Source organism: Streptomyces sp. NPDC001796, from assembly GCF_042892355.1.
Taxonomy (GTDB): Bacteria; Actinomycetota; Actinomycetes; order Streptomycetales; family Streptomycetaceae; genus Streptomyces.
On record NZ_JBIAUC010000012.1, the window covers coordinates 157,426 to 182,981 of the forward strand.

At 70.7% G+C, this 25,556-nt stretch carries 19 protein-coding genes; 8 read left to right on the plus strand and 11 right to left on the minus strand.

What is annotated here, in order from left to right; translation table 11 throughout:
- Positions 1 to 146: 146 nt before the first annotated feature.
- Positions 147 to 1,376 (plus strand): cysteine--1-D-myo-inosityl 2-amino-2-deoxy-alpha-D-glucopyranoside ligase, encoded by a 1,230-nt coding sequence (mshC, locus tag ACFYZE_RS24040; protein ID WP_388997629.1) that lies wholly within the window; start codon positions 147 to 149, stop codon positions 1,374 to 1,376.
- A gap of 54 nt (positions 1,377 to 1,430) precedes the next feature.
- Here the strand turns inward: mshC and ACFYZE_RS24045 are convergent, their stop codons facing one another.
- The 8 genes from ACFYZE_RS24045 to ACFYZE_RS24080 form a co-directional block, all read right to left on the minus strand.
- Complete coding sequence (locus tag ACFYZE_RS24045) at positions 1,431 to 2,405, minus strand: PAC2 family protein (protein ID WP_103839103.1); 975 nt, start codon at positions 2,403 to 2,405, stop codon at positions 1,431 to 1,433.
- A gap of 177 nt (positions 2,406 to 2,582) precedes the next feature.
- Positions 2,583 to 3,254, minus strand: a complete 672-nt coding sequence (locus ACFYZE_RS24050) for a FadR/GntR family transcriptional regulator (protein ID WP_388997632.1) — start codon at positions 3,252 to 3,254, stop codon at positions 2,583 to 2,585.
- Between the two features lie 159 nt (positions 3,255 to 3,413).
- Positions 3,414 to 4,715: an amidohydrolase gene (locus ACFYZE_RS24055; RefSeq protein WP_388997634.1), complete on the minus strand. Its 1,302-nt coding sequence runs from the start codon at positions 4,713 to 4,715 to the stop codon at positions 3,414 to 3,416.
- Positions 4,712 to 5,473 carry a nucleoside phosphorylase gene (locus ACFYZE_RS24060; protein WP_388997637.1) on the minus strand — a complete coding sequence of 254 codons (762 nt, stop codon included), beginning with the start codon at positions 5,471 to 5,473 and terminating at the stop codon, positions 4,712 to 4,714. The genes ACFYZE_RS24055 and ACFYZE_RS24060 overlap by 4 nt, the downstream gene beginning before the upstream one ends.
- Positions 5,474 to 5,632: 159 nt before the next feature.
- Entirely contained in the window at positions 5,633 to 7,240 is a 1,608-nt protein-coding gene (locus tag ACFYZE_RS24065) for an FAD-dependent oxidoreductase (RefSeq protein ID WP_388997640.1), read from the minus strand.
- A 6-nt stretch (positions 7,241 to 7,246) separates the two neighbouring features.
- Positions 7,247 to 8,785: a glycerol kinase GlpK gene (gene glpK, locus ACFYZE_RS24070; RefSeq protein ID WP_388997643.1), complete on the minus strand. Its 1,539-nt coding sequence runs from the start codon at positions 8,783 to 8,785 to the stop codon at positions 7,247 to 7,249.
- An 85-nt stretch (positions 8,786 to 8,870) separates the two neighbouring features.
- Positions 8,871 to 9,665 (minus strand): MIP/aquaporin family protein, encoded by a 795-nt coding sequence (locus tag ACFYZE_RS24075; protein ID WP_388997646.1) that lies wholly within the window; start codon positions 9,663 to 9,665, stop codon positions 8,871 to 8,873.
- A 386-nt stretch (positions 9,666 to 10,051) separates the two neighbouring features.
- On the minus strand, positions 10,052 to 10,816 hold the full coding sequence (locus tag ACFYZE_RS24080) for an IclR family transcriptional regulator (RefSeq protein WP_388997649.1): 765 nt from the start codon (positions 10,814 to 10,816) through the stop codon (positions 10,052 to 10,054).
- A gap of 284 nt (positions 10,817 to 11,100) precedes the next feature.
- On the opposite strand from ACFYZE_RS24080, the gene metH reads away from it, so the two are divergent.
- The 4 genes from metH to ACFYZE_RS24100 all read left to right on the plus strand — a co-directional run bounded on the left by metH (position 11,101) and on the right by ACFYZE_RS24100 (position 19,557).
- Entirely contained in the window at positions 11,101 to 14,625 is a 3,525-nt protein-coding gene (gene metH, locus ACFYZE_RS24085; RefSeq protein WP_388997651.1) for a methionine synthase, read from the plus strand.
- A gap of 437 nt (positions 14,626 to 15,062) precedes the next feature.
- Entirely contained in the window at positions 15,063 to 15,761 is a 699-nt protein-coding gene (locus ACFYZE_RS24090) for an HAD family hydrolase (RefSeq protein WP_388997654.1), read from the plus strand.
- Between the two features lie 439 nt (positions 15,762 to 16,200).
- Positions 16,201 to 17,805 (plus strand): ABC transporter substrate-binding protein, encoded by a 1,605-nt coding sequence (locus ACFYZE_RS24095; protein WP_388997657.1) that lies wholly within the window; start codon positions 16,201 to 16,203, stop codon positions 17,803 to 17,805.
- A gap of 168 nt (positions 17,806 to 17,973) precedes the next feature.
- Entirely contained in the window at positions 17,974 to 19,557 is a 1,584-nt protein-coding gene (locus ACFYZE_RS24100) for an ABC transporter substrate-binding protein (protein ID WP_388997754.1), read from the plus strand.
- A 64-nt stretch (positions 19,558 to 19,621) separates the two neighbouring features.
- Here the strand turns inward: ACFYZE_RS24100 and ACFYZE_RS24105 are convergent, their stop codons facing one another.
- Together ACFYZE_RS24105 and ACFYZE_RS24110 are read right to left on the minus strand one after the other, a co-directional pair.
- Complete coding sequence (locus ACFYZE_RS24105) at positions 19,622 to 20,293, minus strand: response regulator transcription factor (protein WP_058926326.1); 672 nt, start codon at positions 20,291 to 20,293, stop codon at positions 19,622 to 19,624.
- Positions 20,294 to 20,307: 14 nt separating this feature from the next.
- Positions 20,308 to 21,294, minus strand: a complete 987-nt coding sequence (locus tag ACFYZE_RS24110; RefSeq protein ID WP_388997659.1) for a RecB family exonuclease — start codon at positions 21,292 to 21,294, stop codon at positions 20,308 to 20,310.
- 205 nt (positions 21,295 to 21,499) lie between these two features.
- Here ACFYZE_RS24110 and ACFYZE_RS24115 point away from each other — a divergent pair, with 205 nt between their 5' ends.
- The 3 genes from ACFYZE_RS24115 (at position 21,500) to ACFYZE_RS24125 (ending at position 25,014) form a co-directional block, all read left to right on the plus strand.
- Entirely contained in the window at positions 21,500 to 23,206 is a 1,707-nt protein-coding gene (locus ACFYZE_RS24115; protein WP_388997662.1) for a site-2 protease family protein, read from the plus strand.
- Between the two features lie 38 nt (positions 23,207 to 23,244).
- Positions 23,245 to 24,147 (plus strand): tRNA (adenine-N1)-methyltransferase, encoded by a 903-nt coding sequence (locus ACFYZE_RS24120; RefSeq protein WP_103839091.1) that lies wholly within the window; start codon positions 23,245 to 23,247, stop codon positions 24,145 to 24,147.
- Positions 24,148 to 24,438: 291 nt separating this feature from the next.
- A complete protein-coding gene (locus tag ACFYZE_RS24125) occupies positions 24,439 to 25,014 on the plus strand; it encodes a hypothetical protein (RefSeq protein WP_388997665.1) in 576 nt (191 codons plus the stop codon).
- A 79-nt stretch (positions 25,015 to 25,093) separates the two neighbouring features.
- Here the strand turns inward: ACFYZE_RS24125 and ACFYZE_RS24130 are convergent, their stop codons facing one another.
- Positions 25,094 to 25,399, minus strand: a complete 306-nt coding sequence (locus ACFYZE_RS24130; RefSeq protein ID WP_388997668.1) for a ferredoxin — start codon at positions 25,397 to 25,399, stop codon at positions 25,094 to 25,096.
- Between the last annotated feature and the right edge of the window lie 157 nt (positions 25,400 to 25,556).

The window sequence follows — 25,556 nt, forward strand, 5'->3', positions numbered from 1 at the left end:
CGGGTGGGTCAAGGACTGCCCGCAGCTGCGCCAGGGTGGGCATGCACACCGGCCGGACTCCCGCAAGAGCGTGTTCCCGGTCATTCACCGCCCCTCCCGCCCTATCCGGTTCGTGGACAGAACTTCCCGCCGGTTACGCTCATGACATGCATGCCTGGCCCGCTTCCGAGGTCCCCGCCCTGCCTGGTCAGGGCCGCGACCTGAGGATCCACGACACCGCGACCGGCGGCCTCGTCACCCTCGACCCCGGTCCCGTCGCCCGTATCTACGTCTGCGGGATCACCCCGTACGACGCGACCCACATGGGTCACGCGGCGACCTACAACGCGTTCGACCTCGTTCAGCGCGTGTGGCTCGACACCAAGCGCCAGGTCCACTACGTCCAGAACGTCACCGACGTCGACGACCCCCTCCTCGAGCGCGCCCAGCGCGACGACGTCGACTGGGTGGCTCTCGCCGAGCGGGAGACCACTCTGTTCCGCGAGGACATGACCGCCCTCCGGATGCTGCCGCCGCGGCACTACGTAGGCGCTGTGGAGGCGATACCCGGCATCGTCCCGCTGGTCGAGCGCCTCCGGGACCTCGGAGCCGCGTACGAACTCGAAGGGGACGTCTACTTCTCCGTCGAGTCCGACCCCAACTTCGGCAAGGTCTCCCGCCTGGACGCCGCCGCCATGCGCCTGCTCTCCGCGGAGCGCGGCGGCGACCCCGACCGGCCCGGGAAGAAGAACCCGCTCGACCCGATGCTGTGGATGGCCGCCCGCGACGGCGAGCCCAGCTGGGACGGCGACTCGCTCGGCCGCGGCCGCCCCGGCTGGCACATCGAGTGCGTGGCCATCGCCCTGGACCACCTGGGCATGGGCTTCGACGTCCAGGGCGGCGGCTCCGACCTCGCATTCCCGCACCACGAGATGGGCGCCTCGCACGCCCAGGTGCTGACCGGCGAGTTCCCCATGGCCAAGGCGTACGTCCACGCCGGCATGGTGGCCCTGGACGGCGAGAAGATGTCCAAGTCCAAGGGCAACCTCGTCTTCGTCTCCCGGCTCCGCCGCGACGGCGTCGACCCGGCCGCCATCCGGCTCGCGCTGCACGCCCACCACTACCGGTCCGACTGGGAGTGGACCGACCGGGTGCTCCAGGACGCGGTGGCGCGGCTCGGCCGCTGGCGTGCCGCCGTCTCCCGGCCCGACGGCCCGTCCGCGGACGCGCTCGTCGAGGAGATCCGCGACGCCCTCGCGAACGACCTGGACGCACCCTCCGCGCTCGCCGCGGTCGATCGCTGGGTGGCACTCCAGGAGGAGAGCGGCGGCACGGACACCGGGGCGCCCGGTGTCGTCTCGCGGGCCGTGGACGCGCTGCTCGGCGTGGCTCTCTGAGCCTCTTGTCGCCGGTACGGAGCGGGGCGGTGCGCGAACTGCGCACCGCCCCGCTCAGTCCTCCGGCGAGTCCTCGTCCTCGCCGCCCGGCCGCGGCGGCTTCGGCGGACGCGGACGACCGCCCGGGTTGTCCCGCAGGAACGGGCCGCCCTCGCCGCCGTCCGCCGTGGCGTGCCCGCCGGGCGGGCTGACGTCCCGTCGCCGCAGATACCGCTCGAACTCGCGGGCGATCGCCTCACCCGACGCCTCCGGCAGCTCGGCGGTGTCCCGGGCCTCCTCCAGCGTCTGCACGTACTCGGCGACCTCGCTGTCCTCGGCGGCCAGCTGGTCCACGCCGAGCTGCCAGGCGCGCGCGTCCTCCGGCAGTTCACCGAGCGGGATGCGCAGGTCGAGGAGGTCCTCCAGGCGGTTCAGGAGGGCCAGCGTGGCCTTGGGGTTCGGTGGCTGCGACACGTAGTGCGGGACCGCCGCCCACAGCGACACCGCCGGGACACCGGCGTGCGTACACGCCTCCTGCAGGACGCCCACGATGCCCGTGGGGCCCTCGTACTTGGTCTCCTCCAGGTCCATCCGGCGGGCCAGGTCCGGGTCGGACGTGGTCCCGCTGATCGGGACCGGACGCGTGTGCGGGGTGTCGCCGAGCAGGGCGCCGAGGATCACCACCAGCTCCACGCCCAGCTCATGGGCGAAGCCCAGCAGCTCGTTGCAGAACGAGCGCCAGCGCATCGACGGTTCGATGCCGCGGACCAGCACCAGGTCGCGGGGCTTCTCACCGCCGACGCGGACCACCGAGAGCCGGGTCGTGGGCCAGGTGATCTTGCGGACCCCGGCCTCCATGAACACTGTTGGGCGGTTCACCTGGAAGTCGTAGTAGTCCTCGGCGTCCAGCGCCGCGAAGACCTCGCCCTTCCATTCCCTGTCCAGATGCGCGACCGCGGTGGAGGCGGCGTCGCCGGCATCGTTCCAGCCCTCGAACGCGGCCACCATGACCGGGTCGATCAGCTCGGGAACCCCCTCGAGCTCGATCACCCAGCGCCTCCTTCCGACGTACCCTCACGTACGCCCCAACCTTACGGCGTGCGGCGGGGGCGCCCGCAGTCCCCTGCCACGGGGGAGTGAACGGATGACTGCCCCGTCCGGGGCCGTCGAACACCCATGATCGCCTACAGGCCGGCACGCCGCACGGGTGGCCCGCACGGTGGGGCCTCACAGGGTCGAGCGCAGCCACTGCTCGACGGACGCGATGTGCACGGTCGCCCACGAGCGGGCCGCCTCGGCGTCGCGGTCGCGCAGGGCGCCGAGGATCGCGCGGTGCTCGCGAAGGGTGCGGCCGACCGCGTCCTCCTGCGTGAGGCCGCGCCAGACACGGGCCCTCGTGGTGGGCCCGGACAGGCCGTCCAGCAGGGAGCACAGCACCGAGTTGCCGGAGCTCTGCACGATCCCCCGGTGGAACTCCAGATCGGAGGCGACCAGCTCCTCCACCGAGGGCTCGGGGCCGAGCTTGTCCAACTGGGCGGTCAGCGCGTCCAGTTGCTGCTCGCTGACGCGGGAGGCCGCCATGGCCGTCGCGGCCGGCTCCAGGATGCGGCGCACCGCGAGGAACTCCAGCACGGTGTCGTCGCGGTGGAAGTCCACGACGAAGCTCATCGCCTCCAGCAGCAGCTGGGGGTCGAGGCTCGTGACGTAGGTGCCGTCGCCCTGCCGCACGTCCAGGATGCGGATCAGCGACAGGGCGCGCACGGCCTCGCGCAGGGAGTTGCGGGACAGCCCCAGCTCGGCGGCCAGCTCGCTCTCCTTGGGCAGGCGGTCGCCCGGGCGCAGCGCACCGGAGACGATCATTTCCTTGATCTTCTCGATCGCCTCGTCGGTGACTGCCATGGCGTGCCTCCCAGGTGCTCAGACATCCGATGTCTCGGCGTCATTATGGGGGTCGACGGGCCGAACGGAACCAGGATTTCCCATGTCACCTCGCGAAACGCCGTGGGCCGCTCGCCGTGGGCTCGCCGGGGCCGCTCGCGTGGGCTCGCCGTACGTCACTCAGCCCACCGCCTCCAGCTCCGCCAGCGCCGCCGCCTCGTCGAGCGTCCTCAGGGCCCGGTGGCGCATCAGGATCCGCCCGTCGACGACCGTGTCCCGCACGTCCGCGGAGTGCGCCGCGTACGCGAGCGTCGACCACACGTCGTGCCGGGGACGCAGATGCGGCCGGCCGAGATCGACCACGATCAGGTCGGCCCGCTTCCCCGCTTCCAGCGAGCCCAGCCGATCCCCGAGCCCCAGCGCGCGGGCGCCCTCGATCGTCGCCATCCGCACCGCCTGTTCGGCACCCACCGCGGTGGGATCCCCGGACGCCTTGTGCACCAGCGCTGCCTGCCGCATAGCGTCGAACACGTCCAGCGTGTTGGAGCTGACCGCCCCGTCCGTGCCGAGCCCGACGGTCACACCCGCGTCCAGCAACCGCTGCACCGGCGCGATCCCGCAGCCCAGCTTGAGGTTGGACACCGGGCAGTGCGCGACCGCCGTCCCGGTTCGGGCCAGCGCGGAGATCTCCGGGCCGGTCAGATCGACGGCGTGCGCGAGCAGCACATCGGGCCCGAGCACACCGAGCGAGTCCAGCAGCTCCACCGGCCGCCTGCCGTACCGCGCCTCGACGGTGGCGACCTCCGTCGCGTTCTCCGCGGCGTGCAGGTGCAGCAGTGCCCCGAACTCCCGCGCCAGCTCGGCGATCCACGTCAGCTGATCCGGGCTCAGGGTGTAGGCGGAGTGCGCGAACACGACCGGCCGGAACCCCGGCCGCTCCCCGGTCCGCGCCGCCAGGTCCCGGCGCGCCCACTCCATGCGCTCCCCGTACGCCCGGCCGTCGGGGGAGTCCGGGACGTCAATGAAGGTCGGCCCGGCCAGCAGCCGCCAGCCCGCCTCCAGCGCCACTCGCTCGGCCGCCTCGTGGAACCAGTACATGTCCAGCGCCGAGGTCACCCCGCCCCGTACGCTCTCGGCGACGGCCGCCCGCACCCCCGCCGCCACGTGCTCCGGCGACAGCAGCTCGGCCTCCCGGTGCAGCACTCGCTCCAGGAAGCCCTGCAGGGTGACGTCGTCGGCGCGGCCGCGCAGCAGCGTCATCGCCAGGTGCGTGTGGGCGTTGACCAGGCCCGGCAGGACCAGACAGCCCCCGGCGTCGATCTCCTCGTCCCCCGCGTACCGGGCCCGCAGCTGCCCGGCCGCGCCGACCGCGACCACCACCCCGTCCCGGACGGCGACGGCGCCCTCCCGGACCACGGTTCCGGCGTCGTCGACCGTCAGGACGTCACCGCCGTGCACCAGCAGATCGACGGGCTCGCTCATCCCGCGTCCCCCTCCGCCAGCAGCCGCAACGCCTCCAGCGAGACCACCGCGCCGCGCTCCACGCCCCGGGCGACGACCTCGCGGTGCGGGTCGTAGGCGCCCGCCGAGAACGGGGACGCCTCGTCGAGGAGTTCGTCGGCGTTGACGCCGTCCACCACGAGCACCCCGCCCGCGACCAGCCCGCGCAGCGAGGCGGTCACCAGCAGCGCGGACAGCTCCATCTCGATCGCCACCAGCCCCGCCCGCTCGTAGGCGTCGAGCGGGATCAGCCCCGGCTGGAACGCCGCCCGCGTCCAGACGATCCCCCGGTGATGCGGCACTCCCGCCTCGCGCGCCGCGCGCTGGAGGGCGAAGACCGCCTCGGGCGCGGCCACCGCCGGGTACTCCGGCGGCACCAACTGCTGGGTGACCCCGTCGTCGCGCACGGCCGCCTCCGCGATCACCAGGTCGCCGTCGCCGATCCCCGGCCTCATCGCGCCCGCCGTACCGAACCGCAGGATGGTGTGGACACCTGCGTCCGCCAGCTCCTGGAACAGCAGGATCGCGCCCGGCGCACCCACCCCGTGCGAGGCCACCGTCACCGGCAGGCCCTTCCAACTCCCGCTGAACACCCGGTACTCGCGGTGGTACGAGACCTCCTCGGCCGCCTCCAGCAGCGCGGCGACGGTCGCCGCGCGCGCCGGGTCGCCCACGACCACCGCGTACGGCGGCAGCCCGGTGCGGCGGATGCGGGCGATGGGGGACAGCTCCTGCGTCATGGGGCGACTCCAGTGGGACGGGCGTACGAACACCGTACGCAGCCCGGAGCTCCGCACAGGAGTCGCGCACAGGCAACGCGCACACGAAAGGGGCGGCTCCGTGCGGGAAGCCGCCCCTCGCTGTGTGGGACCTGGGACCCGGTGGGACCTGACCCCGGCCTACTTCTTGTCGAGCAGGTCCTGCACCTTGCTGCGCACCTCGTCCGTGGCCAGGCCGCGGATCGTCAGGGTGGTGCGGCGGCGCAGCACGTCGTCCGCCGTCTCGGCCCACTCGTGGTCCCGGGCGTAGACGACCTGCGCCCAGATCTCCGGGGCGTCCGGGTGGACGCGCTCGCCCAGCGCCGGATCGTCGTTGGCCAGCCGCGCGATGTCGAAGGCCAGCGAACCGTAGTGGGTCGCCAGGTGCTTGGCCGTGTCCGGCGCCATGCGCGGGCCGGGCGCCGGGCCGTCCACGACGAGCCGGTGCGCGACCGCGCGCGGGTTGGCGATGCCCGGCAGCGGCAGCTTCTTCGGCAGCGACGAGATCGGCTCGAAGTCGTCGCCCAGCGGGTGACCCGGCAGCGACTCCAGCTTCTGCATGACCGTACGGCCGATGTGCCGGAAGGTCGTCCACTTGCCGCCCGCGACGGACAGCATGCCGCCCTTGCCCTCGGTCACCACGGTCTCCCGCTTGGCCTTGGCGGTGTCACCGGGACCGCCCGGCAGCACCCTGAGGCCGGCGAACGAGTAGGTGATCAGCTCCCGCCGCAGCTGCTGGTCGCGGACGGAGAAGGCGGCCTCGTCCAGGATCTGGGCGATGTCCTTCTCGTTGACCGCCACCTCGGCCGGGTCGCCCTCGTACTCCTCGTCGGTCGTGCCGAGCAGCAGCATGTCCTCCCACGGGAGGGCGAAGGTGATCCGGTACTTGTCGATCGGCGTCGCCAGCGCCGCCTTCCAGGGGGAGGTGCGCTTGAGAACCAGGTGCACGCCCTTGGACAGCCGGATGGACGGCGCCGCGTTCGGGTCCTCCATACGGCGCAGGTGGTCGACCCATGGCCCGGTCGCGTTCAGCACCAGCCGCGCGTCCACACCGAACTCGTCGCCCGAGAGCCGGTCGCGCAGCTCGGCGCCGGTGACCCGGCCCTTGGTGAACCTCAGGCCGGTGACCTCTGCGTGGTTGAGGACGACGGCGCCCGCGTCGACGGCCGCGCGGACCGTCATCAGCGCCATGCGCGCGTCGTTCATCTGGTCGTCGCCGTAGACGGCCACGGCCTTGAGGTTCTCGGTGCGCAGCTCCGGCACGTCCTGCGCCGCCTTGGCCGGCGACAGCAGGTGGCCTATGCCGTCGCCGAACGCCGACAGCGCGGAGTAGGCGAACACTCCCGCCCCCAGCTTCGCCGCGCCGTGCGGCCCGCCCTTGTACACGGGGAGGTAGAACGTGAGCGGGTTCGCCAGGTGGGGGGCCACCTGACGGGAGACCGCACGGCGCTCGAAGTGGTTCTCCGCCACCAGCTTCACCGCGCCGGTCTGCAGGTAGCGCAGACCGCCGTGGAGCAGCTTGGAGGAGGCGGAGGAGGTGGCGCCGGCGAAGTCGCCGGCGTCCACCAGCGCCACCCTGAGGCCCGACTGCGCGGCATGCCAGGCCGTGGAGATGCCCAGGATCCCGCCGCCGATGACCAGGAGGTCGTAGGTCGCCCTGGACAACTGCTCCCGGGTCTCGGCACGGCTCGGGTTGGAGCCGTAGGCGGGGTGGGTCCCCAGAGCCGGAACACTCTGCAGGGTGGTCATCGTGAATTACTCCTCGTGCTCGATCCAGCCCATGGTCCGCTCGACGGCCTTGAGCCAGTTCTTGTACTCACGGTCGCGGGTCTCCGCGTCCATGTGGGGCGTCCACTCGGCGGCCCGCCGCCAGTTGGCGCGCAGGTCGTCGGTGCTGGTCCAGAAGCCGACGGCCAGGCCGGCGGCGTAGGCGGCGCCGAGGCAGGTGGTCTCGGCGACCATCGGGCGCACCACCGGCGCGTCCAGGACGTCCGAGAGCGTCTGCATCAGCAGGTTGTTGGAGGTCATGCCGCCGTCGACCTTGAGGGTCGCCAGCTCGACACCCGAGTCCTTGGTCATGGCGTCGGCGATCTCCCGCGTCTGCCAGGCGGTGGCCTCCAGGACGGCGCGCGCCAGGTGCGCCTTGGTGACGTACCGGGTCAGACCGGCGATCACACCGCGGGCGTCGGAGCGCCAGTACGGGGCGAACAGACCGGAGAAGGCCGGCACGAAGTAGGCACCGCCGTTGTCCTCGACCGAGAGCGCGAGAGTCTCGATCTCGGCGGCGGTCTTGATCAGGCCCATCTGGTCCCGCATCCACTGCACCAGGGAGCCGGTGACCGCGATGGAGCCCTCCAGGGCGTAGACCGGCTTGTCGTCACCGATCTGGTAGCCGACCGTGGTCAGCAGGCCCGAGTAGGAGTTGATGATCTTGTCGCCGGTGTTCATGACCATGAAGGTGCCGGTGCCGTAGGTGGACTTGGTCTCGCCCTCGGAGAAGCAGGTCTGGCCGAACAGGGCCGCCTGCTGGTCACCGAGCGCGGAGGCGACCGGGATGCCGCCGAGCAGCTCGCCGAGGCGGCCGCCGGTGATCTCGCCGTAGACCTCGGCGGAGGAGCGGATCTCGGGCAGCATCGCGAGCGGGACGCCGATGGACTCGGCGATCTTCTCGTCCCACTGCATCGTGTGCAGGTTCATCAGCAGGGTGCGGGAGGCGTTGGTCACGTCGGTGACGTGGCGGCCTCCGTCGACACCGCCGGTCAGGTTCCAGATGACCCAGGTGTCCATGGTGCCGAAGAGGATGTCGCCCGCCTCGGCGCGCTCGCGCAGGCCGTCGACGTTGTCGAGCAGCCAGCGGGCCTTGGGACCCGCGAAGTACGAGGCCAGCGGCAGGCCGGTCTCGCGGCGGAAGCGGTCCTGGCCCACGTTGCGGCCGAGCTCCTTGCACAGGGCGTCGGTGCGGGTGTCCTGCCAGACGATGGCGTTGTGGACGGGCTCACCGGTGTTCCTGTCCCACAGCACGGTGGTCTCGCGCTGGTTGGTGATGCCGATGGCCTTGATGTCGTCTCTGGTGATGCCGGCCTTCTCGACGGCTCCGGCCACGACGTCCTGGACGTTGGTCCAGATCTCGGTGGCGTTGTGCTCCACCCAGCCCGGCTTCGGGAAGATCTGCTCGTGCTCCTTCTGGTCGACGGAGACGATCCGGCCGTCCCGGTCGAAGATGATGCAGCGCGAAGAGGTCGTGCCCTGGTCGATGGCGGCGATGAAGGGGCCGGCGGTGTGTGCGTCGGTCACAGTGTGCTCCTGGAGTTCCATGGTTAAAAGGGGCTCTTTACGGCGCGGTGCTGATGTGCGGAAGCCTTGTACAGCTCACTCGATCTCAAGCAAAAGCGACGTTGTAGATGCCTGCGGCGATCGCCGCGCCGACCAGCGGGCCGACGACCGGGATCCAGGCGTAGCCCCAGTCGGAGCCGCCCTTGTTGGGGAGAGGGAGGAGGGCGTGCACGATGCGCGGACCGAGGTCACGGGCCGGGTTGATCGCATAGCCGGTCGGACCGCCCAGGGAGAGGCCGATCGAGACCACGACCAGCGAGGTGATCAGGGCGCCCAGGGTGCCCAGACCGTTGCCCTTGTCGTTGAGGCCCTGCGTGAGGACCGCGAGCACCAGCACGATCGTGCCGATGATCTCCGTGGCGAGGTTCTGCACCGCGTTCCGGATCTCCGGACCGGTGGAGAAGATGCCGAGCACGGGGCCGGCGCCCTTTTCCTGGGCCTCGACCGCCTTGGCGGTGGTGGCCTGCGCGCCCGGCCCGCCCACGATCTCCTTGTCGGTGAGGTGGGCCCGGAACTGGCCCGCGTAGGCGACCCACACCAGCGTCGCACCGATCATCGCACCGAGCAGCTGTCCTGCCCAGTAGACCGGGAGGTTGCTCCAGTCGCCGGTCTTGATGGCGAGTGCGAGGGTCACGGCCGGGTTCAGGTGGGCACCGGAGAGCGGTGCGGAGGTGTAGACCGCCGTCAGAACGGCGAAACCCCACCCGAACGTGATGGCGAGCCAACCGGCGTTACGAGCCTTGGAGGCCTTCAGCGTCACGGCGGCGCACACGCCGCCGCCGAGCAGGATGAGTATGGCGGTACCGATGGTCTCGCCGATGAAGATGTCGGAGCTGGACACCCGCGACTCCTTTGTCCTTCGTCCAGGGGAAGGCGAACCCCGGGTCCCTCCGGTGGTCCGCGCCCTCGGGGGTGAGAGCGATGCCGGCCCTTGGCGTTGTCACACTCTAGCGTTTATTGCCGGTAGGTGTTCGACAATGCCGACCGATGGACGGGAGTCTTGCTTCCTGTTCGCAGGGTCGTCAAGAGTCCTGTTGCACGAAGCGGGATCGTTACTGATCGACATGTGCCCACGACCTTCTCGACGGGTGCGCATCGCGTGCGAACAGGCACGTTTTCGTGGTGGCCGCACCCGGACGCGGGCAGGCTGGGGGCCGGTACGGCAATGCCGTACCGGTCTTCGGGAGTGCGGGGCTCCGGGAGTGCGGGACGCGGTGGCCGCAGGGCTCAGAAGCGTCCGGCGCCCAGGTCCCGTGAGACCGCGCGGGCGCAGTCGCGCACCGCCGCGATCAGCTCAGGGCGCAGTTCCCCGTCCCGGCACACCCGCTCCACGGCGCCGGTGATGCCCACGGCGCCCACCGGCATCCGCCGCCGGTCGTGGATGGGAGCCGCGACCGAGGCCACCCCGGTCCACGTCTCCTCGACGTCGGCCGCGTACCCGCGCGCCCGGGTGAGGTCGAGGACGTGCTCGAAGTCGTCCAGGTCGCACACGGTCCTGTCGGTGAACGCCTTGCGGTCGGCCTCCAGCACCTCGCTGTGCGCGACCGGGTCGTACGCCGACAGGACCTTGCCCAGGGCCGTGGAGTGCAGCGGCTGCATGGCGCCGATCTCCAGGACCTGCCGGCTGTCGTCGGGCCGGAACACGTGGTGCACGATCAGGACGCCCTGCTGGTGCAGGACCCCGAGGTAGACGCTCTCCCCGCTGGAGCGGGCCAGGTCGTCCGTCCACACCAGGGCGCGCGCCCGCAGCTCGTGCACGTCCAGGTAGGTGGTCCCCAGGCGCAGCAGCTCCGCCCCGAGCTGGTAGCGGCCCGAGGCCATGTCCTGCTCGACGAACCCCTCCTGCTGGAGTGTGCGGAGTATGCCGTGGGCCGTGCCCTTGGCGAGGCCCAGGGACGAGGCGATGTCCGACAGGCCGAGCCGTCGCTCGCCGCCCGCGAGCAGCCGCAGCATCGCGGCCGCCCGTTCGAGCGACTGGATGTTCCGTGCCATCGCCGTCCTGCCCTCCGTCCACTTCGACCGTCGGCTGAGTTCGCTTACCGCCGTTCGGCAATGCCGAACACTACCGGTCGTTGCCGACCTCCCGCTAATGGGTGGTCGCCATCCGTTCGGCGGAAATCCCCGCGCGGGTCATCCGGGGCCCCGCCCGTCCCGCCCCGTGGACGCCCCTGACCGTACGGCGTGCTCCGGGCTACCCTGGCCGCGTGCGTCTTCCGTGGGAAGGTCCAGGGGGAGACGCAAAGCCGACAGCCGTCGCACTCCAGGGAGCATCTTCCATGGCCTCGTTGCCGAACCCGTCCCTTTCGTCCGCCTCCACCGACAGCCGGATCCGAATCGAAGCCCTCCGGGAAGCCCTCGCCACCCGCGTGGTGGTGGCCGACGGCGCCATGGGCACGATGCTCCAGGCCCAGGACCCCACGCTGGAGGACTTCCAGGGCCTCGAGGGCTGCAACGAGATCCTCAACGTCACCCGTCCGGACATCGTCCGCACGGTGCACGCCGCCTACTTCGACGCGGGCGTCGACTGCGTCGAGACCAACACCTTCGGCGCCAACCTCACCGCCCTCGGCGAGTACGACATCGCCGACCGGGTCGGCGAACTGTCCGAGGCCGGCGCCCGCATCGCCCGGGAGACGGCCGACGAGTTCACGGCGCGCGACGGGCGCCGGCGCTGGGTGCTGGGCTCCATCGGCCCCGGCACCAAGCTGCCCACCCTCGGCCACACCACCTTCACCGGCATCCGCGACGCCTACCAGCGCAACGCCGAGGGCCTGCTCGCCGGCGGCGCCGACGCCCTGCTGGTGGAGACCACCCAGGACCTGCTGCAGACCAAGGCCTCAGTCATCGCCGCCCGCCGCGCGATGGAGACGGCCGGGTACGAGGTCCCGCTGATCGTGTCGGTCACCGTCGAGACGACCGGCACCATGCTGCTCGGATCGGAGATCGGCGCCGCACTGACCGCGCTGGAGCCGCTCGGCATCGACATGATCGGCCTGAACTGCGCCACCGGCCCGGCCGAGATGAGCGAGCACCTGCGCTACCTCGCCCGCCACTCCCGTATCCCGCTGTCGTGCATGCCGAACGCCGGCCTGCCCGAGCTGACCAAGGACGGCGCGCACTACCCGCTGACCGCCCCCCAGCTGGCCGACGCCCAGGAGACGTTCGTCACCGAGTACGGCCTGTCCCTGGTCGGCGGCTGCTGCGGTACGACGCCGGAGCATCTGCGCCAGGTCGTCGAGCGGGTCCGTGACCTCACCCCGTCCGAGCGGCGCCCGCAGCCCGAGCCCGGTGCGGCGTCGCTGTACCAGTCGGTGCCGTTCCGCCAGGACACCTCCTACCTGGCGATCGGTGAGCGCACGAACGCCAACGGGTCGAAGAAGTTCCGGGAGGCCATGCTGGAGGGCCGCTGGGACGACTGCGTGGAGATGGCCCGGGAGCAGATCCGCGAGGGCGCCCACATGCTCGACCTGTGCGTCGACTACGTGGGCCGCGACGGAGTCGCCGACATGGAGGAGCTGGCCGGCCGCTTCGCCACCGCCTCCACGCTGCCGATCGTCCTGGACTCCACCGAGGTCGACGTCCTGCGGGCCGGGCTGGAGAAGCTCGGCGGCCGTGCGGTCATCAACTCGGTGAACTACGAGGACGGCGACGGCCCCGAGTCCCGTTTCGCGAAGGTGACCCGGCTCGCCCGGGAGCACGGGGCGGCGCTGATCGCGCTGACCATCGACGAGGAGGGCCAGGCCCGCACCGCCGAGAAGAAGGTGGAGATCGCCGAGCGGCTGATCGCCGACCTGACGGGGAACTGGGGCATCCGTGAGGAGGACATCCTCGTCGACTGCCTGACCTTCACCATCTGCACCGGCCAGGAGGAGTCCCGCAAGGACGGCCTCGCCACCATCGAGGGCATCCGCGAGCTGAAGAAGCGTCACCCCCGGGTGCAGACCACGCTGGGCCTGTCGAACATCTCCTTCGGCCTCAACCCGGCCGCCCGCATCCTGCTCAACTCCGTCTTCCTCGACGAGTGCGTCAAGGCCGGGCTGGACTCGGCGATCGTGCACGCCTCGAAGATCCTGCCGATCGCCCGGTTCAGCGAGGAAGAGGTGCGGACGGCCCTGGACCTGATCCACGACCGCCGCAGCGAGGGCTACGACCCGCTGCAGAAGCTGATGGCGCTGTTCGAGGGCGCCACCGCCAAGTCACTGAAGGCGGGCAAGGCCGAGGAACTGGCCGCGCTGCCGCTCGAGGAGCGCCTGAAGCGGCGGATCATCGACGGCGAGCGCAACGGCCTGGAAGCCGACCTCGACGAGGCCCTTCGGGAGCGCCCGGCCCTCGACATCGTCAACGAGACCCTGCTGGACGGCATGAAGGTCGTCGGCGAGCTGTTCGGCTCCGGCCAGATGCAGCTGCCGTTCGTACTGCAGTCCGCCGAGGTGATGAAGTCCGCGGTCGCCCACCTCGAGCCCCACATGGAGAAGACCGACGAGGCCGGCAAGGGCACCATCGTGCTCGCCACCGTGCGCGGCGACGTGCACGACATCGGCAAGAACCTCGTCGACATCATCCTGTCCAACAACGGCTACAACGTCGTCAACCTCGGCATCAAGCAGCCCGTCTCCGCGATCCTGGAGGCCGCCGAGGAGCACAAGGCCGACGTCATCGGCATGTCCGGGCTCCTGGTCAAGTCCACGGTGATCATGAAGGAGAACCTGGAGGAGCTCAACCAGCGCGGGCTGGCCGCCACCTACCCGGTCATCCTCGGCGGCGCCGCACTCACCCGGGCCTACGTCGAGCACGATCTGCACGAGCTGTACGAGGGCGAGGTCCGCTACGCCCGCGACGCGTTCGAGGGCCTGCGCCTGATGGACGCCCTCATCGGGGTCAAGCGGGGCGTGCCCGGGGCGAAGCTCCCGGAGCTGCGGCAGCGCCGGGTGCGCGCGGCCGCCGTGGAGATCGAGGAGCGGCCCGAGGAAGGACACGTCCGCTCCGACGTCGCCACCGACAACCCCGTGCCCACCCCGCCGTTCTGGGGTACCCGCATCGTGAAGGGCATCCCGCTCAAGGAGTACGCGAGCTGGCTGGACGAGGGCGCGCTGTTCAAGGGCCAGTGGGGCCTGAAGCAGGCCCGCACCGGCGAGGGGCCGACGTACGAGGAGCTGGTCGAGACCGAGGGCCGGCCCCGGCTGCGCGGCCTGCTGGACCGGCTGCAGACCGAGAACCTCCTCGAAGCGGCCGTCGTCTACGGCTACTTCCCCTGCGTGTCCAAGGACGACGACCTGATCATCCTGGACGAGGAGGGCAACGAGCGCACCCGGTTCACCTTCCCGCGCCAGCGCCGCGGCCGCCGGCTGTGCCTGGCCGACTTCTTCCGTCCGGAGGAGTCGGGGGAGCGGGACGTCGTCGGCTTCCAGGTCGTCACCGTCGGCTCGAGGATCGGCGCGGAGACCGCGCGGCTGTTCGAGTCGAACTCCTACCGTGACTACCTCGAACTGCACGGCCTGTCCGTGCAGTTGGCGGAGGCGCTCGCCGAGTACTGGCACGCGCGCGTGCGTGCCGAGCTGGGCTTCTCGGGCGAGGACCCCGCCGACATCGAGGACATGTTCGCCCTGAAGTACCGCGGCGCCCGCTTCTCCCTCGGCTACGGCGCCTGCCCCGACCTGGAGGACCGCGCGAAGATCGCCCAGCTCCTGGAGCCGGAACGGATCGGCGTCCACCTCTCCGAGGAGTTCCAGCTGCACCCGGAGCAGTCCACGGACGCGATCGTGATCCACCACCCGGAGGCCAAGTACTTCAACGCGCGATAGCGTCCGTCCGCGGACCGCGGCGGACCGCGGCGGACCGCGTCGGACCGCGTCGGACCGCGTCGGACCGCGTCGGACCGCGTCGGACCGCGTGGGACCGCGTGGGACCGCGCCGGACCGCGGCGGGCCCCTGCGGCCCCAGTGGCGCGTCTTCCGGCGCGGCGGGTGCGCCGGTAGCCCCGTCGGTGCGTCCGCGGCGCGGCACGGGTGTGCTCCGGCGAGCCCCACCGAAGCCTCTTCCGGCGCCGCCGAGCGCCCGGCTGTCTTGGCGGCCGTGGGTGCCGCCCGGCGGTCTGCGCAGGTCCTCCTACGCCCGCACGGCGTGGCGCTCCCGCGCGGAGAGGCACTTTCCCCACCCGCGTCGTACACTGGTCGATCCACCGCAGGCCGGTTCCCTCCCTGGGAACCGGCCTGGTCGTCCCTTGAAGGAGGTATGCCGGATGACCACCACGGTTCCCGCACTCGGAACCCGTACGGCCGAAGGCTCCGCCCTGCAGGCCGTGCTCCTCGACATGGACGGCACCCTCGTGGACACCGAGGGATTCTGGTGGGACGTCGAAGTCGAGGTCTTCGCCGGCCTCGGCCACACGCTCGACGACTCCTGGCGCCATGTCGTGGTCGGCGGTCCCATGACACGCAGCGCGGGATTCCTGATCGAGGCCACCGGCGCCGACATCACCCTCGACGAGCTCAGCGTCCTGCTCAACGACGGGTTCGAGAACCGTATCGACCGCAGACTGCCCCTGATGCCGGGCGCCGCACGACTGCTGGCCGAACTCGCCGCACACGACATCCCCACCGCCCTGGTCTCCGCCTCCCACCGGCGCATCATCGACCGGGTCCTGGCCTCCGTCGGCCCGCAGTACTTCGCCCTGACCGTCGCCGGCGACGAGGTCGAGCGCACCAAGCCGTTCCCGGACCCGTATCTGCGGGCCGCCGCCGGCCTCGGCGCCGACCCCACGCGGTGCGCGGTCGTCGAGGACACACTGACCGGAGTCACGGCCGCCGAGGCCGCGGGCTGCCGTGTGGTGGCCGTGCCGTCGGTCGCCCCCATCGAACCGGCCGCCCGCCGCACCGTCGTCACCTCGCTCGAAGAGGTCGACCTGCCATTTCTGCAGCGTTTGATGGCGCACGTTTGATGACGCACATGCGCTGATCCTTCACTCAGCGTGCAGAGCGAATGGACGGATTACTTCCGGCTGTCCAACCGAATGAATTAATACCGGCTCACGGACCGAATTCCGGGGCCCTGAGAGCCACTGTTCAGTATGTGACGTTCCTCACGCTCGCGGGGGTCGACAGCAGGCCCGGCGTGTGCTGTTCCCCCCCATTCCGGCGGGCCGAACGCGCCCTTGTGTCCCGATTGGTGAAACGCTGCACGAATCCTTCCCCCGGCCGGTTTTCCGGTCCGTTCACAGCCGGTCTCACAGCGTGATGGGAACTCAACTCCGGTGGCTGTCAGCACTGGTGCAGGCGCGGACTAATCTCAGCGCGAGAACATCACCGCTTCCCCGTGATCCGCCGCACCACCCATGCATGCCGGATACACGGACCCAACAGCTCTGGAGAAACTCGAGCATGAACCGCAAGACTTTGGTGCTGCCGGCCGTCGCCGGTCTGCTCACCCCCGTCCTCGCTGCCTGCGGCGGGTCCAGCAGTGCGGGCAAGAGCGGTGACGCCATCGTCGTCGGCACCACCGACCGGTTCACCGCCTCCAGCGACGCCCCCGCGCCCGTCGACCCCGCGTACGCCTACGACGTCGGCACCTGGAACATCCTCCGGCAGACCGTGCAGACGCTGATGGTGCAGCCCCGCGGCGACGGCGAACCGCAGCCCGAGGCCGCCGAGAGCTGCGGCTTCACCGACACCGGCAACGAGCGCTACGCCTGCAAGCTGCGCAAGGACCTGAAGTTCGCCAACGGCGACCCGGTGACCGCGTCCGACGTGAAGTACTCCATCGACCGCGCCCGCGCCATCAAGGCCGACAGCGGCGTCTTCGCCCTGCTGTCCACCATCGACACCGTCGAGACGCAGGGTGACAACGAAGTCATCTTCCACCTCAAGACCGCGGACGCCACCTTCCCGTTCAAGCTGTCGACGCCGGTCGCCGGCATCGTCGATCCCAAGGACTACGAGAAGAACAAGCTCCGCGACGGCTTCGACATCGACGGCTCCGGGCCGTACACGCTGAAGGCCGAGGTCAAGAACAACGAGCTGGTCAAGGCCACCTTCACCAAGAACCCCAACTACAAGGGCCTGCTGACGCCGAAGAACGACAAGGTCGTCCTCGAGTCGTTCACCGACGCCGCCGCGATGGGCTCCGCCCTGGACAAGGGCGACATCGACGTCATGACCCGCACGATGGACCCGGACCAGATCCGCAAGCTCCAGAACGACACCAGCGGTAGCGTCAACCTCGTGGAGATGCCGGGCCTGGAGATCCGCTACCTGGCCTTCAACACCGACGCCCCCACGGTGAAGAGCAAGGCCGTCCGCCAGGCCATGGCACAGGTCATCAACCGCGGCGAACTGGTCTCCAAGGTGTACGGCACGGAGGCCGAGCCCCTGTTCTCGCTCGTCCCCGCCACGATCACCGGCCACTCCAACTCGTTCTTCAACAAGTACGGCAACCCCAGCGTGGACAAGGCCCGCAGCCTGCTGTCCCGGGCGGGTGTCACCACCCCGGTGAAGCTGACGCTGCACTACACGACCGACCACTACGGCCCGGCCACCGCCAAGGAGTTCGAGGTGCTCAAGCAGCAGCTCAACGCCAGCGGTCTGTTCGACGTCACCATCCAGGGCACCCCCTGGGACAAGTTCCGCCCGGCCGAGAAGAAGGGCGAGTACGACGTCTACGGCATGGGCTGGTTCCCGGACTTCCCGGACGCCGACAACTACCTCGCACCGTTCCTCGACAAGGACAACACCCTCGGGTCCCCGTACGCCAACCCCGAGATCATCAACACCCTGATCCCGCAGTCCCGCCGCGAGGCCGACCGCCTCACCGCGTCCAAGAGCCTCGCCGACATGCAGGACATCGTCGCCGACGACGTGCCGATCCTGCCGCTGTGGCAGGGCAAGCAGTACGTCGCCACCCGCGACGACATCACCGGCAGCGAGTACGCGATGAACTCCTCCTCCACGCTGCAGCTGTGGGAGCTCGGCCGCGGCGTCGGCAACTGACCGGTCAGTCGGCCGGTTTCCCACCGGCCATGTGACCAGCGGTTCTTCAGCCCCCCGGGCATACGCCTCGGGGGCTTGCCGCGTTCGCGGTACGATCCGGGAACTTCCGCACGGCCCGGAACGCGCGGAGTCCGGGGCGAACGACAACCGTAGACAAGGCACATGCACGTGAACATGCGCACCCAGTGGCCGGTTCTGTCCATAGCGACGGGGCTGGCCGCCGGCCTGCTCACCGGATGCGGCACCTCGGCCGACGACTCCTCAGGCACCGGCTCCTCAGTGGTGGTGGGGATGTCCGACGACGTCCTGGCCACCGACCCGGCCTCCGGCTACGACCCGGGCTCCTGGCTGCTGTTCAACAACGTCTTCCAGTCCCTGCTGGGCTTCCCCAAGGGCGGCACCGAACCGGAGCCGGATGCCGCCAGGGAGTGCACGTTCACGGACACGCAGACCAAGGTCTACTCCTGCACCCTCAGGGACGGCCTGAAGTTCAGCAATGGTGACCCGCTCACCTCGAAGGACGTCAAGTTCTCCTTCGACCGCATGCTGAAGATCAACGACTCGGCCGGCCCGGCCATCATGTTCCCCATGCTCGGCTCGGTCGAGACACCGGACACCAAGACCGTCGTCTTCAAACTGAAGTACGCCGACGCCACCTTCCCGAGCAAGATTGCCTCCGGCGCCGGCTCCATCGTCGACCACAACGCCTACCCCGCGGACAAGCTGCGCACGGACGGCAAGGCGGTCGGCTCCGGCCCCTACAAGCTGGACTCCTTCAGCAAGGACAAGGCCGTCTTCTCCGTCAACCCGCAGTACCAGGGCACCGCCAAGGTGCACAACTCCGGCATCACCCTGAAGCTCTTCCACGGCGACCAGTCCGCCCTGAAGAACGCCCTCCTGGACCAGAAGATCGACCTCGCCTACCGGGGTCTGGCCGCCGCCGACATCGCGGGCATCGACAAGGACACCTCCACCGGCAAGGGCATCGAGGTCGTCGAGGGCTCCAGCGCCGAAGTCCAGCACCTCGTCTTCAACATGGACGACCCCGTCGCCGGCAAGCTCGGCGTCCGCAAGGCCATCGCCTACCTCCTCGACCGCGACGCGCTCGTCGACAAGGTGTACAACGACACCGCGACGCCCCTGTACTCGATCATCCCGGCCGGCATCACCGGCCACGACACGTCCTTCTTCGACACCTACGGCGCCCGGCCCTCCAGGACCAAGGCGGCCGCCGCGCTGCGCGCCGAAGGCATCACCGGCAAGGTCACGCTCACCCTCTGGTCGACGCCCTCCCGCTACGGGCCCGCCACCGACGAGGAACTGAAGACGATCGCCCGGCAGCTGAACGACAGCGGACTGTTCGACGCGAGCGTCAAGTCCGTCCCCTTCGACCAGTACGAGAAGGACATCGCGGCAGGCAAGTACGGGGTCTACGTCAAGGGCTGGGTGCCCGACTACCCCGACCCCGACAACTTCACCGCGCCGTTCTTCGGCAAGGGCAACGTACTGGACAACCACTACGTCAACAGCACCATCACGGGCGAACTGATCCCCAAGACGGCCGCCCAGAGCGACCGCTCCGCCACCGACGACGAATACCGCACGCTTCAGCACATCGTCGCCGAGGACGTCCCGGTCATCCCCGTCTGGCAGGCCAAGCAGTACGCCGTCACACGGGACGACGTCTACGGACTCGAGTACTGCCTCGACGCCTCCACGGTGTTCCGCTTCTGGGAGATCAGCAAGGGCTGAGCCGGGCCCCCGCGCACGAAGGGCGCCCCCGCGCAGGGGGCGCCCTCAGCGTCACAGCCCCCGCCTACTGGGCGCCGGGACGAACCAGCCCGCTCTCGTACGCGTACACCGCCGCCTGCACCCGGTCCCGCAGCCCCAGCTTCGTCAGGACATGCCCGACGTGCGTCTTGACCGTGGTCTCACTGACGAACAGATCCGCGGCGATCTCCGCGTTGGACAGTCCGCGCGCCACCAGCTTCAGCACCTCCACCTCACGCTCGGTGAGGGTGTGCAGGGTGTCCGGCACCGGCTCGTCCCCGGACGGCAGATGGGTGGCGTACTTGTCGAGCAGCCGCCTTGTGATGCTCGGCGCGAGCATCGCCTCGCCCGCCGCGACGACCCGGATCGCCTGCACCAGCTCGTTGGCGGGTGCGTCCTTCAGCAGGAACCCGCTCGCTCCGGCGCGCAGCGCCTCCACCACGTACTCGTCCAGATCGAAGGTCGTCAGCACCAGCACCTTCGCCGGTCCGTCCCGCCCCGGCCCGGTGATCTGCCGGGTCGCCTCCACCCCGTCCATACGGGGCATGCGGATGTCCATCAGAACCACATCGGGCTGCAGGGCACGCACCTGGTCGAGCGCCTGGAGGCCGTCTCCGGCCTCGCCGACGACCGCGAGATCCTGCTCGGCCTCCAGAATCATCCGAAAGCCCGTACGCAGCAGCGGCTGGTCGTCGACCAGTAGGACGCGGATGGCCACGTAAGTCTCCTTCGCTAGTCCGGCCCCATTCTGCCCTGCGCGCCACCGCCCGCTTCGGGCACCCTGAACGACGCGGACGCCTCCGGGCCCACGGCGCCGTCCCCCCGCTGAGCCGGCAGCGCCTGCACCGCCGCCGGGACACCGGCGGCCGGGCGGACCGGCAGCGGATACGGCGGGGGAGTGCCACCGAACTCCGGGCACACCGCCTGGTGGTCGCACCAGCCGCACAACTTGCTGCGGCGCGGCCGCCAGTCGCCCGTCTCCGTCGCCGCCCGGATCGCCTCCCACAGCGCGAGCAGCTTGCGCTCCACACGCTCCAGGTCGGCAAGGACCGGGTCATACGTCAGCACGTCCCCACTGCCCAGATACACCAGCTGAAGCCGCCGCGGGACGGTCTTCTTCAGGCGCCACACCACCAGGGCGTAGAACTTCATCTGGAACAGCGCGCCCTCGGCGTACTCGGGCCGGGGCGCCTTGCCCGTCTTGTAGTCGACGATCCGCACCTCACCCGTCGGCGCCACGTCGACGCGGTCGATGATCCCGCGCAGCCTCAGCCCCGACTCCAGCTCCGCCTCCACGAACAACTCACGCTCGGCGGGCTCCAGACGCGTCGGATCCTCCAGGGTGAACCAGCGCTCGATCAGCCGCTCAGCCTCACCCAGCCAGCGCGCCAGCCGCTCACCGTCCGGATCGTCCGCGAACAGCTCCACGACCTCCGGTCTGCTCTGCCGCAGCCGGTCCCACTGGCCGGGCAGCAGCGCCTTGGCGCGCGGCGCGGTCCGCTCGGCGGCAGGTGCGTCGAACAACCGCTCGAGCACGGCGTGGACCAGCGTGCCCCTGGTGGCCGCCTCACTCGGCTTCTCGGGCAGCTTGTCGATCACCCGGAACCGGTACAACAGCGGGCACTGCATGAAATCGCCGGCGCGCGACGGCGACAGCGAAGCCGGGGGCGCGGCGGCCACGGCGGACGGCACGGCGACGCCGTCGGTGCTGGATTCCATGACCACAGACCATACGGCCCACCACTGACAGTGACCCAGCCACGTCCCGGCCCAGGCACCCACCGACCAGCCGCGAAAGACCCGACCACGGGCAGACAGAGGGGTGCCGGGGCGGAACACGGCACGACGGCCGCATACCATCGACACCGGACCCTCCCACCCGGCACGCCCGGGGCCGGGGAGACGCATCGATCGAGGGGACAGCGTGGACGAGAGCGGCGGGAGCGCGCAGCCGCGCCCCGGCAACAACGGGGCGCACCACGACACGCCCCGCGAAGAATCACCCAGTCCCGCACAGCCCCCCACCGAGCCCGCGGCACCCCCCGCCGCGACCCCGGGGCCCGATGACGAGCACACGCCGTCCCCCCACGGGCCCACCGCACCCACCGCGGCCACAGGCACGCCCGGCGACGAGCACCCCACCCCCACCGGACCGCCGACCCCGCCCGCACCCGGCGGCGAAGCCACGACACCGGCCCCTGCCCGGCCGCCCGCCACAGACCACCGCCGCACCCCGCAGCCCCCTGTGAGCGGCGCCCCCGACACCCCGGCGGACGGCCACCCCGCGCCCTCTCACTCCGACGGCCCAACCACCCCCCAGCCGCACACCGGCCACGGCCAGGCACCCACCAACCATGGCCAGGCACCCCCCGCGGACACCCACCCGACCCCCGAGAACCCGCACGGCCCCACCCCCGCCCGCACCAGCGCCCACTCCGGCACCGCCGGCCAAGGACGCCCCCCGCAGCGCCCCAAGGACCCCGGCGGCGGCATCCTCATGGGACGGCCCTTCGGCGTCCCCGTCTACGTCGCCCCCAGCTGGTTCCTCGTCGCCGCCCTGATCACCTGGGTCTTCGGCGGACAGCTCGACCGCGTGCTCCCCGAACTCGGCGCCGCCCGCTACCTCGTATCCCTCTTCTTCGCCGTCGCCTTCTACGCCTCCGTCCTCGTCCACGAACTCGCCCACACCGTCGCCGCCCTCCGCTTCAAACTCCCGGTACGCCGCATCCAGCTCCAGTTCTTCGGCGGCGCCTCAGAGATCGAGAAAGAGGCCGAGACCCCCGGCCGCGAGTTCGTCCTCGCCTTCGTCGGCCCACTGCTCTCCCTCGCCCTCGCCGCGATCTTCTACCTCGCACTCCAGCCCGTCGAACCCGGCACCGTCCCCGGCGTCCTCCTCGCCGGCCTCATGGTCTCCAACCTCATCGTCGCCGCCTTCAACCTGCTCCCCGGCCTCCCCCTCGACGGCGGCCGCATGCTCCGCGCCGTCGTCTGGAAGATCACCGGCCGCCCCATGAGCGGCACCATCGCCGCCGCCTGGGTCGGCCGCGCCCTCGCCATCGCCGTCCTCGTCGGACTGCCCCTGCTCACCCAGTCCGGCGCCCTCGGCTCCACCGCCGAGGACAACGTCGGCATGGACACCGTCACCGACGCCCTGCTCGCCGCCATCCTCGCCGCGATCATCTGGACCGGCGCCGGGAACAGCCTGCGCATGGCCCGCCTGCGCGAACACCTCCCCGAACTGCGCGCCCGCGCCCTCACCCGCCGCGCCGTCCCCGTCGAGACCGACACCCCCCTCTCCGAGGCCCTGCGCCGCGCCAACGAAGTCGGTGCCCGCGCCCTCGTCGTCGTCGACGCCCACGGCCGGCCCCTCTCCCTCGTCCGCGAGGCCGCCATCGTCGGCGTACCCGAACACCGCCGCCCCTGGGTCCCCGTCAGCGGCCTCGCCCAGGACATCACCGACGGCATGCGCGTCTCCGCCGAACTCGCCGGAGAAGACCTCCTCGACGCCCTGCGCGCCACCCCCGCCACCGAATACCTCGTCGTCGAGGAGACCGGAGAGATCTACGGCGTCCTCTCCGCCGCCGACGTCGAGCGCGCCTTCGTCAAGGCCATGGCCCGCCCCACGTCCTAGTGGTCGGCGGCCCCCTCCACTGCCGGTAGGCTGGTCACATGTCCGAACCGACCGGTGCCGCCCGCCGTCGCGGGCCCTTCAAGGTCGGGGACCAGGTACAGCTGACCGACCCCAAGGGCCGCCACTACACGTTCACACTCGAAGCGGGAAAGAACTTCCACACCCACAAGGGCTCCTTCCCGCACGACGAACTGATCGGCGCACCCGAGGGCAGCGTTGTCCGCACCACCGGGAACGTCGCCTACCTCGCGCTGCGCCCCCTGCTCCCCGACTACGTCCTGTCCATGCCCCGCGGGGCAGCCGTCGTCTACCCCAAGGACGCGGGGCAGATCCTCGCCTTCGCCGACATCTTCCCCGGCGCCCGCGTCGTGGAAGCCGGCGTCGGCTCCGGCTCGCTCAGCACCTTCCTGCTGCGCGCCATCGGCGACCAGGGCATGCTGCACAGCTACGAGCGCCGCGCCGACTTCGCCGAGATCGCCCAGGCCAACGTGGAACGCTACTTCGGCGGCCCCCACCCCGCCTGGCAGCTCACCGTCGGCGACCTCCAGGACAACCTGTCCGACACCGACGTCGACCGCGTCATCCTCGACATGCTCGCCCCCTGGGAGTGCCTCGAGGCCGTCTCCAAGGCACTCGTCCCCGGCGGCATCGTCTGCTGCTACGTCGCCACCACCACCCAGCTCGCCCGGACCGTCGAGTCCATCCGCGAAATCGGCTGCTTCAACGAGCCGACCGCCTGGGAAACCATGATCCGCAACTGGCACATCGAGGGCCTCGCCGTCCGCCCCGACCATCGCATGATCGGCCACACCGGATTCCTCCTCACCGCCCGCCGCCTCGCCGACGGCGTCGAGCCGCCCATGCGCCGTCGCCGCCCCGCCAAGGGCGCCTACGGCGAGGACTACACCGGCCCCAACGCCGACGGAGGCACCGGCCGCTGACCCCGGCCTTCACGGCCCCCAACACACCAGCGCCGTGGTCGAGTTCCCGCACACCTCGCGGAACTCGGCCACGGCGCTCACGCGTTCAAGCACACACCCGCACACCCCCACCCGTCGAAGCACACACACGCGCACACACCCACCCACTGGCGCGCCCATCCCTCTCCACCCCCCGCGCGCACGGAAACTGACGCGCCACCAGTGCCCACCCCGCCATTCCCCCGCACTGTGACGTGTGGCACGATGCGGGGCACCCCCACCGGCACAGCCCTCACAGGAGACACCTCCCCAGTGCAGCACTCCGCCGTCCCGGAACTGGCTCACACCACCACCCGGCCCATCCACTGGGTCGCCACCGCCACCGCAGTGTCCGGCGTGATCGCCCTGTCCTCCGTGCTGCAGCCCGGCGCCGCAACGGCAGCCCAACCCCAGAACGAGACCAAGGCCGCCCCCGTCGCCACCGCACCCCCCGACCCCGCCAAGGCCGACTTCCCCCTCGACTGCGGCCCCACCAAGCTCCTCGTCGTGAAGAAGGCCACCGGCGATCTCGACGGCGACGGCCGCCCCGAGACCGTCGTCGTCGTCCACTGCGACGCCGGCATGGGCACCCCACCCGACGGCCTCTACGTCCTCACCCAGGCGGCGGGCACCGCGACACCCCGCGTCGTCGCCACCCTCGTCGACCCCAAGGACCGCACCACCGTCACCGACTTCGCCGTCCGCGACGCCGCCGTCACCGCCACCCTCCTCGGCTACTCCTCGCCCGACGTACCGAGTTGCTGCCCCGACGTCAAAGCCGACGCCAAGTGGCAGTGGAAGAACGGCGCATTCCTCCGCACCACCGTCGGCGGCAGCCGCGACGCGTGACACCACGACCCGGACAGGGTGACGCACAGCCCCGAGGGTGTGAGAAAAGAGACACAGCTGACGAGAGGTGGCCGCGTGATCACGCAGCGTCCGGGCCGTACACCTCCACCCTGTCCGAAACCCGACGCACATGGATGCACTCGCCAGGACACTCCTTCGCCGAATCCACCACGTCCCCCAGCAGCGGCAACGGCACCCGCGTCGCAGCGCCCCTGACCTGCATAAGCTCCTCGTCCGGCCCCTTCACATAAGCCAGACCGTCGATGTCCAGCTCGAAGACCTCCGGCGCGTACTGGGCACAGATACCGTCACCGGTACACAGGTCCTGGTCGATCCAGACCTCCAGCTCCTCGCCGCCGACACCGGCCTCCTGCTGCACGGTCATCTCCCCTGCCGTCTTAATGCGCAGAGCCCCGGGAATCCGGCCAGCTCTGACGGGTGTTGAACATCTCGACCCTACCTTCGGCCGCTTCCCAATCATGTTCGGTGGGTATTCCCCTGGCGTGAGGGAGAGCGCAAGGGTGAAGATCGGACACACCCCG